The sequence below is a fragment of the Polaromonas sp. P1_F8 genome, assembly GCF_056405635.1.
In genome coordinates this window covers 423,602-436,745 of the sequence record NZ_JBFUBS010000002.1, presented here as the reverse complement: position 1 = coordinate 436,745, position 13,144 = coordinate 423,602, and the positions used below count along the sequence as shown (strand labels likewise).

Annotated in this window: 8 protein-coding genes; 6 read left to right on the top strand and 2 right to left on the bottom strand. The window is 62.5% G+C overall.

Annotated elements, in window-relative coordinates; genetic code table 11:
- Positions 1 to 37 precede the first annotated feature (37 nt).
- From AC1D1J_RS10955 to AC1D1J_RS10940, 4 genes are all read left to right on the top strand, one after another.
- Entirely contained in the window at positions 38 to 688 is a 651-nt protein-coding gene (locus tag AC1D1J_RS10955; protein ID WP_477694790.1) for a 2-hydroxychromene-2-carboxylate isomerase, read from the top strand.
- 192 nt (positions 689 to 880) lie between these two features.
- Positions 881 to 2,539, top strand: a complete 1,659-nt coding sequence (locus tag AC1D1J_RS10950) for an MFS transporter (protein ID WP_477688548.1) — start codon at positions 881 to 883, stop codon at positions 2,537 to 2,539.
- A 121-nt stretch (positions 2,540 to 2,660) separates the two neighbouring features.
- On the top strand, positions 2,661 to 2,819 hold the full coding sequence (locus AC1D1J_RS10945; RefSeq protein WP_477688547.1) for a hypothetical protein: 159 nt from the start codon (positions 2,661 to 2,663) through the stop codon (positions 2,817 to 2,819).
- Between the two features lie 190 nt (positions 2,820 to 3,009).
- Entirely contained in the window at positions 3,010 to 3,474 is a 465-nt protein-coding gene (locus tag AC1D1J_RS10940) for a hypothetical protein (protein ID WP_457282875.1), read from the top strand.
- 376 nt (positions 3,475 to 3,850) lie between these two features.
- Here AC1D1J_RS10940 and AC1D1J_RS10935 read toward each other — a convergent pair whose 3' ends face one another.
- Complete coding sequence (locus AC1D1J_RS10935; protein WP_477688546.1) at positions 3,851 to 4,963, bottom strand: ABC transporter substrate-binding protein; 1,113 nt, start codon at positions 4,961 to 4,963, stop codon at positions 3,851 to 3,853.
- Positions 4,964 to 5,162: 199 nt separating this feature from the next.
- Here AC1D1J_RS10935 and uvrA point away from each other — a divergent pair, with 199 nt between their 5' ends.
- Together uvrA and AC1D1J_RS10925 are read left to right on the top strand one after the other, a co-directional pair.
- Positions 5,163 to 11,033 (top strand): excinuclease ABC subunit UvrA, encoded by a 5,871-nt coding sequence (gene uvrA, locus AC1D1J_RS10930; protein ID WP_477694688.1) that lies wholly within the window; start codon positions 5,163 to 5,165, stop codon positions 11,031 to 11,033.
- 382 nt (positions 11,034 to 11,415) lie between these two features.
- Entirely contained in the window at positions 11,416 to 12,387 is a 972-nt protein-coding gene (locus AC1D1J_RS10925; RefSeq protein WP_477688544.1) for a Bug family tripartite tricarboxylate transporter substrate binding protein, read from the top strand.
- A 112-nt stretch (positions 12,388 to 12,499) separates the two neighbouring features.
- On the opposite strand, the gene AC1D1J_RS10920 is transcribed toward AC1D1J_RS10925, so the two are convergent.
- The gene (locus tag AC1D1J_RS10920) at positions 12,500 to 13,075 is read right to left on the bottom strand and encodes a TetR/AcrR family transcriptional regulator (RefSeq protein WP_477688543.1); all 576 of its coding nucleotides are present in this window, start codon (positions 13,073 to 13,075) and stop codon (positions 12,500 to 12,502) included.
- Positions 13,076 to 13,144 lie beyond the last annotated feature (69 nt).

The following is a 13,144-nucleotide window of genomic DNA, read 5'->3' as shown; positions in this document are numbered from 1 at the left end:
CACGACGATGAAGCCGGCAGCCGGTGATGCGCCCGCGATCAAGCACATCACATGCTACTTCGACGTCATTTCGCCCTATGCCTTTTTGGCTTTTGAGCGCTTTCCAGAAGCGCTGAAGGGTGTGAGCTACAGCGTGGCGTACACGCCGGTGCTGTTCGCGGGCATGCTCAAGCACTATGGCCAGCTGGGCCCTGCGGAGATCGCCCCCAAACGCGACTGGACCTACCGGCAGGTGCTGTGGCTGGCACACAGCCTGGGTATCGCGATGAAGATGCCGGCCAGCCACCCCTTCAACCCCTTGCCTTTGCTGCGCCTGGCTGTGGCCTGCGGCCCCGAGGGGCAGGGCGGCACGCCCAACCGCTATGCGTGCGAAACCATCTTTCGCCATGTCTGGGGCGAAGGCGGTGAAGCCGGCGATGCGGCCCGTTACGAAGCGTTGGTCAAGCAGCTCGCGCCTGCGCGCGATGTACAGGACGAGGGCGTGAAGGCGCAGCTTAAAAGCAATACGGAAGCGGCGATTGCCAAGGGCGTTTTTGGTGTACCGGCGTTTGAAGTCGACGGCAAAATTTTCTGGGGCCTGGATGCGTTGCCGATGCTGCGCGAGTACCTGCTCGGCAGTCCCTGGTTTGAGGGTGATGGCTGGAATGCCGCGTGTAAGGTTGCGACGGGCATTAAACGCGGCACCTAAGAAGGTTTTAAGCGTTTTCCCTGAGGTGCTTCGCATGCTGAAAAGTTCTTCAAGGGTTTCCCCTTGACTTGTCAGCCACGCATAAGTTTCGTGAAAGCTCCTGTTAGTTTCACGTCAGAGCTAGGTCAGCCACAACCAAAATAATGAAGGTAGCTTCCATACCGGAAGTCTCATTATTTTGGAGACAACATCATGGCAACAGCCGTCGACAACAGGCCGATGACAGCCGAGCAGAAGAAGGTGATTTTCGCCTCCTCGCTCGGCACCGTATTTGAGTGGTATGACTTCTACCTCTACGGTTCATTGGCAGCCATCATTGCCAAGCAGTTCTTCAGCGGACTGGACTCGGGCTCTGCCTTCATCTTTGCGCTGCTCGCTTTTGCAGCCGGCTTCATCGTGCGCCCCTTCGGCGCGCTGGTGTTCGGCCGCCTGGGCGACATGATCGGCCGCAAGTACACCTTCCTGGTCACCATCGTGATCATGGGCCTGTCGACCTTCATCGTCGGCCTCTTGCCCAACTACGCATCCATCGGTGTCGCCGCCCCGGTGATCCTGATTGCCCTGCGCATGCTGCAAGGCCTGGCGCTCGGCGGTGAATACGGTGGTGCAGCTGTCTATGTGGCCGAGCACTCGCCACAGGGCAAGCGCGGCGCCTACACCTCCTGGATCCAGACCACAGCCACGCTGGGCCTGTTCCTGAGCCTGCTGGTCATCCTGGGTGTGCGTACCGCCATGGGCGAAGTCGCATTCGCCGACTGGGGCTGGCGCATTCCGTTCATCGTGTCCATCCTGCTGCTGGCCGTGTCGGTCTACATCCGGTTGTCGATGAACGAATCCCCTGCCTTCCAGAAAATGAAGGCTGAGGGCAAGACCTCCAAGGCACCGTTGTCCGAGTCTTTCGGCCAGTGGAAAAACCTGAAGATCGTGATCCTGGCGCTGATCGGCCTGACCGCCGGCCAGGCTGTGGTGTGGTATTCCGGCCAGTTCTACGCGCTGTTCTTCCTGACGCAGGCGCTCAAGGTCGACGGCCCCACGGCCAACATCCTGGTGGCCTATTCGCTGATCCTGGGTACGCCTTTCTTCGTGATTTTCGGAACGCTGTCCGACAAGATCGGCCGCAAGCCCATCATCATGGCCGGCTGCCTGCTGGCTGTGGTCACCTACTTCCCCGTGTTCACTGCGCTGACCAAAGCCGCCAACCCTGACCTGGCCGCGGCACAAGCCAAGAACAAGGTGGTTGTGACCGCCGACCCGAAAGAGTGCTCGTTCCAGTTCAACCCGACCGGCACCGTCAAGTTCACCAGCTCTTGCGACATCGCCAAGCAGGTGCTGGCAGGCGCTTCGGTGAGCTATGACAACGTCGCCGCACCCGCCGGCACCGTGGCCACCATCAAGATCGGCGAAACCGCCATCCCCAGCTACAACGCCAAGGGCCTGAGCGCCGACGACGCCAAGAAGAAAGATGCCGAGTTCAAGAAAGCGGTTGCGGACGACCTGAAGGCTGCCGGCTACCCGAGCAAGGCTGATCCAGCCAAGGTCGACAAGGTCATGGTCACGGTCATCCTGTTCTATCTGGTGCTGCTGGTCACCATGGTGTACGGCCCGATCGCCGCCATGCTGGTGGAACTGTTCCCGACCCGCATCCGCTACACCTCCATGAGCCTGCCGTACCACATCGGTAACGGCTGGTTCGGTGGCCTGCTTCCTACCACGGCTTTTGCCATCGTGGCGCAGACCGGCAATATGTACAACGGCCTCTGGTACCCGATCATCGTCGCCGCCATGACGCTGGTGGTTGGCACCTTGTTCATCAAGGAAACCAAGGACGTGGATATTTACGCCAACGACTGATGGGTATTTGCGCCGGTGCGGGCCAGGAGCCCGCACCGGCCTTTTCAGGCTGAAAAGCCTTGTGTTTTTTACGGGCCCTCGTCATCCATTTGCCGGGGGCTTTTTTTTGGGAGAAAGAAAGATGTGGAAAATTGTTGTGGGTTTTATCGTGATTGCCGGGCTGGCATTATTTCTGTTGAACAAGGGCGGCGATATTGATCTGAGTGGTGAAAAACATGGTGCTTCGCGGCTGGATGTACCTGTTGTTGCGGCTGCTTTTGGGGTTGGTGCGGGCGGTTGAGTGAAGGGATCAGGCTGGCAGCACGTGGCGCATTCGCAGGCAGGACAGTGCCGCGACATGCCCGAAATAGGTGCGGCGCAGGTAAAAATGAGGTAAATTGAATTAACAGAGACAAAACAAGCCATTACAGCGTCTCTGAATATCAAGCACCGCATGGTGGCGCCCTCGCGCATTTACTGGAGACCAGCCGATGATTTACACCAAGACGGAAGCCGGCCAGACCGCCGTACAGAACCGAACCGTCGCATTGACCCCCCGGCAGCGCTCTGCCTTTATCATGTTTGACGGCAAACGCAGCATGGCCGATGTGGTCAAGGCCACCTCAGGATTCGGCGTAACCGCAGAAGACATCAACCACCTGATTTCGCTGGGCCTGCTGGCACCGCTGGCAGTGCAGCCGCCTGCCGAGCCAGTCCCTGAGGTGTCGGCGCACAACGCCGACGGCAGTCCCACCCTGAATGCGCAAGAGCATTATTCAAGGGCTTACCCCATCGCCACGCGGCTGACGGCCGCCCTGGGCCTTCGGGGTTTCCGGCTGAACCTTGCGGTGGAAGCCGCAGGCGACATCGACAAGCTCAAGGAGCTGGCGCCCAAGATCAAGGAAGCTGTAGGCCCCGAGAAGTTCAAGGAACTTGAGCAGGCTCTGTACGGTTGAGCAAACCCGTACGGCTTGGCGCCGCAGGTGTGCGAATTCTCAAGCAGGGGCCGCGATCCGGCTATGCCGGGCGCAAGGCGCCTGTCCCCCTGGGGGAGGTGACGCTACACGAAGTGAGCGTCGGCAGGGGGAATCTTCAAACCTGCATGGCTTGGCCGCGGGTCTGCGAATTCGCAAGCAGGGGCCGCGATCCGGCTATGCCGGGCGCAAGGCGCCTGTCCCCCTGGGGGGAGGTGACGCTACACGAAGTGAGCGTCGGCAGGGGGGATTCTCTTTCCAAGCAGGGGCCGCGATCCGGCTATGCCGGGCGCAAGGCGCCTGTCCCCCTGGGGGGAGGTGACGCTACACGAAGTGAGCGTCGGCAGGGGGGTGCTATTTATCTCTTGAATTTTCCGTCGGTGCCGATGATGGACAGATCGGCAAAATCCAGCCCGGTATGGTCTTCGGGGCTGTAGCTCACTTCCAGCCCGCCGATATCAATCTTGCGCATGCCCTCCAGGGCCGCCTGGAGTTTCTCGCGCGTGGGTTTGGCGCCTGCCCGGCGCAAGCCCTCCACCAAGACCTTTGCAGCAGCAAAACCTTCCAGCATCGCGGGGCTCACGTCGGCTTGCCCCTTGGCCTTGGCCAGCTCCTGTGCCTCCTTCACCATGGGGAAGGCGATGGAGCGCTCATACGGAAACACCTGCGTGACGATCACGCCACGGGCGTTGTCGCCCAGGCTTTTCACAAAGCCGCCCGAGGCATTGTTCGAAAGCGTCACGATCTGCGCCGTGGAGCCGCCCGCGCGGAAGGCCTTGATGCCGTCGACCACGGCCTGCCCTGAGGCCACCATGATGACGGCCTGCGCGTTGGATTGGTAAACCTTGGGTGCGATCGGCGCGAAGTCGGGTTTGGAGCGGTCGAATTTTTCCAGTACAGCGGGCTGCAGCTTGGCAGTCGTCAGCCCTTTTTGCGCGCCCATCACGCCGTCAGCGCCGAAGCTGTCGTCGGCATACACGATGCCGATACGCGTGATGCCCATGGAATGCAGGTGAGTGACCGCTTTCTCAGCTTCACGCTGGTAGGTGGCGCGTACGTTGAACACATGTTTTTTGACGGGCTGGTGCAGCACCATGGCACCGGTAGAAGGGCCGACCAGCGGCACGCTGTTTTTGTCGAGCAGCGGAATGATGGCTTCGGTATGGGGTGTACCGCGGGTCAGGAACATGGCCAGCACGTTTTGTTCTTCAATCAGCTTGCGTGCGTTTTCGACCGCCAGCTTCGGATCGAATTTGTCGTCGAGCGACACCAGCTCAATCTTTTGCCCGCCCACGCCGCCCTTGGCATTGACGGCGTCGATGTAGAGCTTGGCGCCTTCCGTGGTTTCCTTGACGCCGGCGCCCACGGGGCCGGTGAACCCTGCGGTCTGCCCGACAAGGAGTTGCGCATGGCTGGCCTGGGCCACGGCCACCATCGCGATGGCGGCGCACCATCTGCTGAGTTTTCTCATGTTGTTCACAGTATCTCCATCCGGGTGAAATGATGTATCCATAAGTGAAGCATGAAAGCGCAAAAAATGCGATCAGGAAAACCAGAAGCCGCCCTAATTGACGTAGCTAAAAGTGTGCAAAAAGGATATTAATCCCTACGTCCTGCACAGCCGATTGCCCTGTCTAGAATGTTTGACCTCTTCAGGAAAGACTGCACTCATGTCCCAGGGAATCATCCGCATTCGCGGCGCGCGCCAGCACAACCTCAAAAACCTCGATCTGGATATCCGCACCGGTGAAATGACGGTAGTTACAGGGCCCAGCGGCTCGGGCAAATCCTCCCTGGTCTTTGACACGCTGTTCGCCGAAGGCCAGCGCCGTTATGTGGAAACCTTCTCTGCCTACGCACGGCAGTTCCTGGACCGCATGGACAAGCCGGCCGTCGACAAAGTGGAAGGCGTGCCGCCCGCCATCGCCATCGACCAGACCAACCCGGTGCGCAGCTCGCGCTCCACCGTGGGCACCATGACGGAGTTGAACGACCACCTGAAGCTGCTTTACGCGCGCGCCGCGCAGCTCTTCGACAAGCAGACCGCCCAGAACGTGCGCCACGACACGCCTGAATCGATTTATGCCGAGCTGATGGCGCGCACCAAAGAGGGGGATCCGCGCGTGGTGTTGACCTTTCCGGTTGAGTTGCCCGGCAACACCAGCGCCGAGCAGGTCGAGCAGTGGCTCTCTGTCAGCGGCTTCACGCGCGTGCATGCCCAGCGGGACGTGGCCACGCCGGCCGGTCCGCACAAGCTGCTGGACGTGGTGGCCGACCGTTTTCGCACCCACGCGGTGGAAAAAGCCCGTGTGATGGAAGCTATCGAGACGGCATTGAAGCGTGGCGGGCGACTGAACATCTATGTACAACACGCAGAGGATGGTCAACCGGATGTGATGTGGCGCTTCTCTACTGGCCTGCACTGCCCCGACAGCGACCTGCGCTACACCAACCCCACGCCCTCGCTGTTCTCCTTCAACTCGGCCATGGGTGCGTGCGAAACCTGCCGCGGCTTTGGCCGCGTCATCGGCGTCGACTACGGCCTGGTGATTCCCAACGACAAGCTCACCCTTCGCGCCGGCGCCATCAAGACCATCCAGACCCCGGCCTGGAAAGAAGCGCAGGACGACCTGCTGCGCCACGCCGAAGCGGCGGGTGTTCCGCGCGACACGCCCTGGTACAAGCTCACGCCAGAGCAGCAGGGCTGGGTCATCAACGGCACACCGGGCTACAAGGACGGCAACTGGAACAAGCAGTGGTACGGCATCAAGCGCTTCTTCGAATACCTGGAAAGCAAGGCCTACAAGATGCACATCCGCGTGCTGCTGTCCAAATACCGCAGCTACACGCAATGCGAGACCTGCGGCGGCGCGCGTCTGAAGCTCGAATCTTTGCTCTGGCGCCTCGGTTCCAAGGAAGCCGCAGATGCGGTGCTGCCGCCCAGCCAGCGCTTCATGCCGGTGGGTGTGCACTGGAGCCGTGAACAGCTCGAAGCCCTGCCGGGCCTGGCGTTGCACGACCTGATGCGCCTGCCGATTGACAGGCTGCGGCAGTTCTTCAGCGGCCTCTCACTCGACGTGATGGGCGACGATGCAGAGTTGCAGGCGCTGAAGTCGCTGTTCGAAGAAATCCAGACCCGCGTCAAATACCTCTGCGACGTCGGCATCGGCTACCTCACGCTCGACAGGCAAAGCCGCACGCTCTCGGGTGGTGAGGTGCAGCGCATCAACCTCACCACCGCACTGGGCACCTCGCTGGTCAACACGCTGTTTGTGCTGGATGAGCCCTCCATCGGCCTGCACCCGCGCGACATGAACCGCATCACCCAGGCCATGCACCGCCTGCGTGACGCCGGCAACACGCTGGTGGTGGTCGAGCACGACCCGGCCGTCATGCTGGCAGCCGACCGCCTGATCGACATGGGCCCCGGCCCGGGTGAGAAGGGCGGCCAGATCGTGTTTGACGGCACGCCTGACGACATCAAACATGCCGACACGCTGACCGGCGCCTACCTCGGCTCACGCAAGCAGGTGGGCATGGGCTTCAAGCGCGCGGTGACCGACAACACCCCGCGCCTCATCCTCGAAGGCGCGCGCGACCACAACCTGAAGAACCTGACCGTCGACTTTCCGCTGCAGCGCCTGGTGTGCGTTACCGGTGTCAGCGGCTCGGGCAAGTCCACGCTGATGCAGGACATCCTCGCGCCCGCGCTGCTGCGCCAGTTCGGCAAGGCGACCGAAACGCCAGGCCTGCACGACCGCCTCATGGGCGCCGACCACCTGACCGACGTGGTGTTTGTTGACCAGTCGCCCATCGGCAAGACGGCGCGGTCCAATCCCGCCAGCTATGTGGGGGCGTGGGACGCGGTGCGTGACCTCTTCGCCCTGGCTCCGCTGGCCAAGCAACGCAGCTACACCGCCACCAAGTTCAGCTTCAACAATGGCGACGGCCGCTGCCCGACTTGCGGCGGCTCGGGCTTCGAGCATGTCGAGATGCAATTTTTGAGCGACGTCTACCTGCGCTGCCCCGATTGCGACGGCAAGCGTTACCGCGCCGAGATCCTGGAAGTGACGATTGAACGCAAGGCGATTGGCGACGTGAAGCCGCGCCTGCTCAATGTGTCTGACGTGCTGGACCTCACGGTGAGCGAGGCGATCGCCCTCTTTGCGCAAGACCGCGAAGTCGTGCGCTCCCTGCAGCCCATCGTCGACGTGGGCCTGGAATACGTGAAGCTGGGCCAGCCTGTGCCTACGCTGTCGGGCGGTGAGGCACAGCGCCTCAAGCTCGCGGGTTTCCTTGCCAATGCCAGCAAAACCACCAGCGCCAGCAAACAGGCGCTGGCGCTCAGGCAGCCTGGCCGCGGCACGCTGTTTTTGTTCGACGAGCCGACCACCGGCCTGCACTTTGACGACATCGCCAAGCTGATGCGCGCGCTGCGCAAGTTGCTCGAAGCGGGCCACTCGCTCATCGTCATCGAGCACAACCTTGACGTGATCCGCTCGGCCGACTGGCTGATAGACCTCGGCCCTGAAGGCGGGGAGGGCGGTGGCCTGCTGGTGGCGCAGGGTACGCCTGAAGAGGTGCGCCAGCACCCGACATCGCACACCGCGCTGGCGCTGCGTGAGTACGAGCACGCCATGGGCAAGGTGCACGGCGTGGAAGAGTCGCGCCCCAAGGTTTGGGCCACGCGGCCGGCGTTCTCGAACCTGATCCAGATCGTCAACGCGAAAGAGAACAACCTCAAGAGCCTGTCGGTGGACATTCCGCGCGGCAAGTTCAATGTGGTGACGGGCGTGTCGGGCTCGGGCAAGTCCACGCTGGCCTTTGATATTTTGTTCAACGAAGGCCAACGCCGTTACCTCGAATCGCTCAACGCTTACGCCCGCAGCATCGTGCAGCCGGCGGGCCGGCCCGAAGTCGATGCGGTCTACGGCATTCCGCCTACCGTGGCGATCGAGCAGCGTCTCTCGCGCGGCGGCCGCAAGTCCACTGTGGGCACGACCACCGAGGTCTGGCATTTCCTGCGCCTCCTGTATGTGAAGCTGGGCATCCAGCATTGCACCAAGGACGGCGCGGCCGTGATGCCGCAAAGCCCCGAGAGCATTGCCGCGCAGCTGATCAAAACCTACCGCGGCCAGCACATCGGCCTGCTGGCGCCGCTGGTGATTGCCCGCAAGGGCGTCTACACCGAGCTGGCCGACTGGGCGCGCCCACGCGGCTACACGCACTTGCGCATCGACGGCGAATTTTTGCCAACCACGGGCTTTCCGCGCATTGACCGATTCAAGGAACACACGGTCGAGTTGCCGATTGCCGATATCCATGTGTCGCCCGACAACGAGGCCGCATTGCGCGCCGCACTGGCAACCGCTCTGGAGCACGGTAAGGGCGTTGTCCATGTGCTGGCCCCGCTCGATGGCCTGCGCGGCGCGATGATGGCCGGCGCCAGCGCCAAAAACATCGGCAAGCTGATCGCTTTCTCAACCAAGCGCGCCTGCCCGATCTGCGCCACCTCGTATGCCGAGCTGGACCCGCGCCTCTTCAGCTACAACAGCAAACACGGCTGGTGCCCCGACTGCGTGGGCACGGGCGTGAAGCTCACCAAAGAGCAGCGCAAGGTGTTTGACGACTCGGTGATGGACGACGACAACAAGGGCCGCGAGCAAAGTTTTGCCGAACCCGAGGTGGAAGACGTGGCCGGCACCGCCTGCCCGACCTGCGAAGGCACGCGGCTCAACGCCAAGGCCCGCGCGGTGAAGTTCGCCGGCGTCGGCATTGCCGACATCGCGGCGCTGTCGGTGACGGACGTGCGGGGTTGGGTTGAAAAACTCGCCCTGCTGGGCCGTGAGGCCGGCATCGCGCGCGACCTGATTCCCGAAATCAAGAGCCGCCTTGAATTCCTCGAAGACGTGGGCCTGGGCTACCTCACGCTGGACCGCGGCGCGCCCACGCTCTCGGGCGGCGAGGCGCAGCGCATCCGTCTGGCGGCGCAACTCGGCTCCAACCTGCAGGGCGTGTGCTATGTGCTGGACGAGCCGACGATTGGCCTGCATCCGCGCGACAACCAGATTTTGCTGAGCGCGCTGGGCAAACTCAGCGACCGCGGCAACACGCTGGTGGTGGTCGAGCACGACGAAGACACGATCCGCCGCGCCGACAACATCATCGACATCGGCCCCGGCGCAGGCAAGCGCGGCGGCACGCTGGTCGCGCAGGGAACGGCGGCGCAGCTGTCGGCCGTGCCGGAATCGCTGACGGGCCGCTACCTGGCGAACCCCTTGATTCACCCGCTGCAGCTGCGGCGCGAAACGCGCAAGGGCGCAGCGCCGGTGGCCGTGGCGAAGGAAGCAGCCGTCGACGTGAACGCCAAACCCGTGAGCAAGCAGAAGGCGGCCACGCTCAAAGCCGCCGCTTTGAAAGCCGCCGCAGCCAGTGCCAGCGCGCTGCACAATGCGGCGCCCGCGGCGGCCGGGCCTTTCACCTCCTGGCTCACCGTGGTCAATGCCGACCTGCACAACCTCAAGGACGTCTCGGTCACCGTGCCGCTGTACCGGCTGGTGGCGGTGACGGGCGTATCGGGTTCGGGCAAATCGACGCTGGCGCGCGATGTGCTGCTGACCAATGTGCACGCGGGTGTCATGCAGCGCTCGACCAAATCTGGGCGCGACGCCGACGACAAGGGCAAGACGCCCGACTGGACCGGCTGCGAACGTATCGAAGGTTATGCGGCGGTAGACCGCGTGCTGGAAGTCGACCAGACGCCCATCGGCAAGACGCCGCGCTCCTGCCCGGCCACCTACATCGGTTTCTGGGACACGATCCGCAAGCTTTTTGCCGACACGCTGGAAGCCCGCGCGCGCGGCTACAGCGCCGGGCGCTTTTCCTTCAACACCGGCGAAGGCCGCTGCCCCACCTGCGAAGGCGCGGGCGTGCGCACCATCGGCATGAGCTTTCTGCCCGACGTGAAGGTGTTGTGCGAAACCTGCCACGGCGCGCGCTTTAACCCTGAAACGCAGGCTGTGACCTGGCGCGGGAAAAACATCGGCGACGTGCTGAAGATGGAAGTGGACGAGGCGGTGGATTTCTTCTCTTCCATGCCCAACATCAGCCACCCGCTGCAATTGCTCAAAGACGTGGGCCTGGGTTACCTCACGCTGGGCCAGCCTTCGCCGACGCTGTCAGGCGGCGAGGCGCAGCGCATCAAGCTGGTGACCGAGCTGAGCAAGGTACGCGACGACATCACCCGCCGCGGCCAGAAGGCGCCGCACACGCTGTATGTACTGGATGAACCCACCGTGGGCCTGCACATGGCCGACGTGGAAAAGCTGATCCACGTGCTGCACCGCCTGGTCAACGGCGGGCACAGCGTGGTGGTGATCGAACACGACCTGGACGTGATCGCCGAAGCCGACTGGGTGATCGACCTGGGGCCGGACGGCGGCAACGCAGGTGGGCGCGTGGTGGCTTCGGCACCGCCTGAGGCGGTGGTGAAGCTGGGCACGCACACCGGGAAGGCTTTGCAAAGCGTATTGAACAGATAGTAGATAGCACCCCCGTCGGATTCATAAGCTCACCCCCGTCCAGGCTCACTGCGTGTAGCCTGTTCCCCCTTGCAGGGGGCGGTGAATTAGTTCACCCCGTCGGACGCTCACTTCGTGTAGCGCCTTCCCCCTTCCAGGGGCGGCGCCTGCGGTCTGGCTAAGCCAGTCCCGCGGCCCCCTGCTTGCAGGGGGGCTTATGGTTTGCTATTGAATTGATAGCTGCTTGCGCTCGTCCTGTATGGTTGAAACGCTTAAAACGCTTTAAGATTTGGCTGACGCCGACGTGACAAGCTTTCAGGTGTTGCCCTGATGCAATGGCGGCTTGCTGCACGCATGATATGGGCTTCAAGCCGCCATACTTTCAGGATCAGGAGATACACCGATGCAACGCCGCCCTTTACTGCAGATCACCGCCGCCCTGGCCATTTCCCTCGCCGGCGTGTGGGGTGCGGCCCATGCGCAAAATTTCCCGGTCAAACCGATCAAGCTGATCGTCGCCTTCCCGGCGGGCGGGCCCACCGACATCACCATGCGTTCGCTGGCCGACAACGCCTCGAAGATTCTGGGGCAGACGGTGATCGTTGAGAACAAGCCCGGCGCGGGCGGCACCCTGCCGGCCCAGCAACTGCAAAGCGCGCAGGCTGACGGCTACACGCTGGCGCAAATTCCGCTGGGCGTGTTTCGCCTTGGCTACACCACCAAAATCAACTGGGACCCGGTCAAGGACATCAGCTACGTGATCAATGTGACTGGCTATGCCTTCGGCATCGTGGTGCCTGCCGACAGCCCGTTCAAGACCTGGGCTGACTTTGTCGCCTATGCCAAGGCCAACCCCGGCAAGCTGACCTACGGCTCGACGGGCACACTCACCAGCCCGCACCTGACGACCGAGCTCATCGCGCAGAAGGCCGGCATCGAGCTGCAGCACGTACCCTACAAAGGCAGCGCTGACCTGATGCTGGCACTGGTCAGCGGCCAGCTGATGGCGGGCGCCGACAGCACCGGTTTTGCGCCGCAGGTCGAGGCCGGCAAGCTGCGCGTGCTCAATACCTGGGGCGAGAAGCGGCTCGACAAATTCCCGAACGCGCCCACGCTGAAAGAGCTGGGCTACGACATCGTGCAGAACTCGCCCTTTGGCATAGGCGCACCCAAAGGTACGCCGCGCGAGGTGGTCAAGCGCCTGCACGACGCCTTCAAGAAAGCGATGGAAGAACCGAGCTACGTCGCGGCGCTGGGCCGCTACGACATGCTGCCCAACTACCTGAGCTCCGCGGACTACACGAAGTTTGCGCAAGACACAGTTGGGCGCGAAAAAGTGTTGATAGACAAGCTTGGGTTAGCTAAGCCCAACTGAAATAAGCACACCCCTATCGGGACTCACTGCGTGTAGTCCCTTTTCCCCTTGCAGGGGACGAGGCTTGCGGCCCGGCAAAGCCGGTTCCGCGGCCTCCTGGGCTTCTTCGGGTCTATTTGCTGACCGGGTTTGCCAAGACAAACAATTCGTCGGCTAACTGTTCCGCCAACGCGGGCTCTACGCCAGCACCAAAAATCAACCGGTAAATGATGGGGGCCATCATGTGGTCCAGCACCTGCTGCACGGTGGGTGTGGCGTCGCCGCGGGCCTGGGCGCGTTTGACCAGAACCGTGGCTTCGTTGCGGCGGTTTTTCAGGCAATTGGTTTCTTCTGATCCCGCCAGCGCGGCAGCGGCCTTCAGCAGTGATGCATTGCCTGGCTTGTTGAGGTGGTTGATCAGTTCTTTGGCCCAGGCCGTGAGTTCGGCTTTCAGGTCGCCCGTCTCAGGCAGGGGGCGGTTCGGGTCCAGCCGCTGCTGGGCGGTTTCGCCGAGCAGGCCGTTCACGTCGCCCCAGCGCCGGTAAATGCTGGAGGCACTCACGCCGGCGCGCTCGGCCACGGCCGGCACGGTGACTTTGTCGCGGCCCTCCTGGGCAATCAGTTCTTCCAGCGCCTTGCGCACCACGATTTGCACCTGGGCGCTGCGTCCGCCGGGGCGTTTGTTCTGGGGCGTTTGGGAGGTGCTCATCAGGGCGAATTTTAGCCTAAAAGCAATGATGTTTGCGTTAATTTTGCAGTTGGCGTAGAATTTGCAAAC

What these genes read in the sequence shown, in the direction of transcription:
- AC1D1J_RS10945 (WP_477688547.1), top strand. Translation starts at nt 2,661, where the DNA reads ATGTGGAAAATTGTTGTGGGTTTTATCGTGATTGCCGGGCTGGCATTA.
- uvrA (WP_477694688.1), top strand. Translation starts at nt 5,163, where the DNA reads ATGTCCCAGGGAATCATCCGCATTCGCGGCGCGCGCCAGCACAACCTC.
- AC1D1J_RS10950 (WP_477688548.1), top strand. Translation starts at nt 881, where the DNA reads ATGGCAACAGCCGTCGACAACAGGCCGATGACAGCCGAGCAGAAGAAG.
- AC1D1J_RS10920 (WP_477688543.1), bottom strand. Translation starts at nt 13,075, where the DNA reads ATGAGCACCTCCCAAACGCCCCAGAACAAACGCCCCGGCGGACGCAGC.
- AC1D1J_RS10935 (WP_477688546.1), bottom strand. Translation starts at nt 4,963, where the DNA reads ATGAGAAAACTCAGCAGATGGTGCGCCGCCATCGCGATGGTGGCCGTG.
- AC1D1J_RS10925 (WP_477688544.1), top strand. Translation starts at nt 11,416, where the DNA reads ATGCAACGCCGCCCTTTACTGCAGATCACCGCCGCCCTGGCCATTTCC.
- AC1D1J_RS10940 (WP_457282875.1), top strand. Translation starts at nt 3,010, where the DNA reads ATGATTTACACCAAGACGGAAGCCGGCCAGACCGCCGTACAGAACCGA.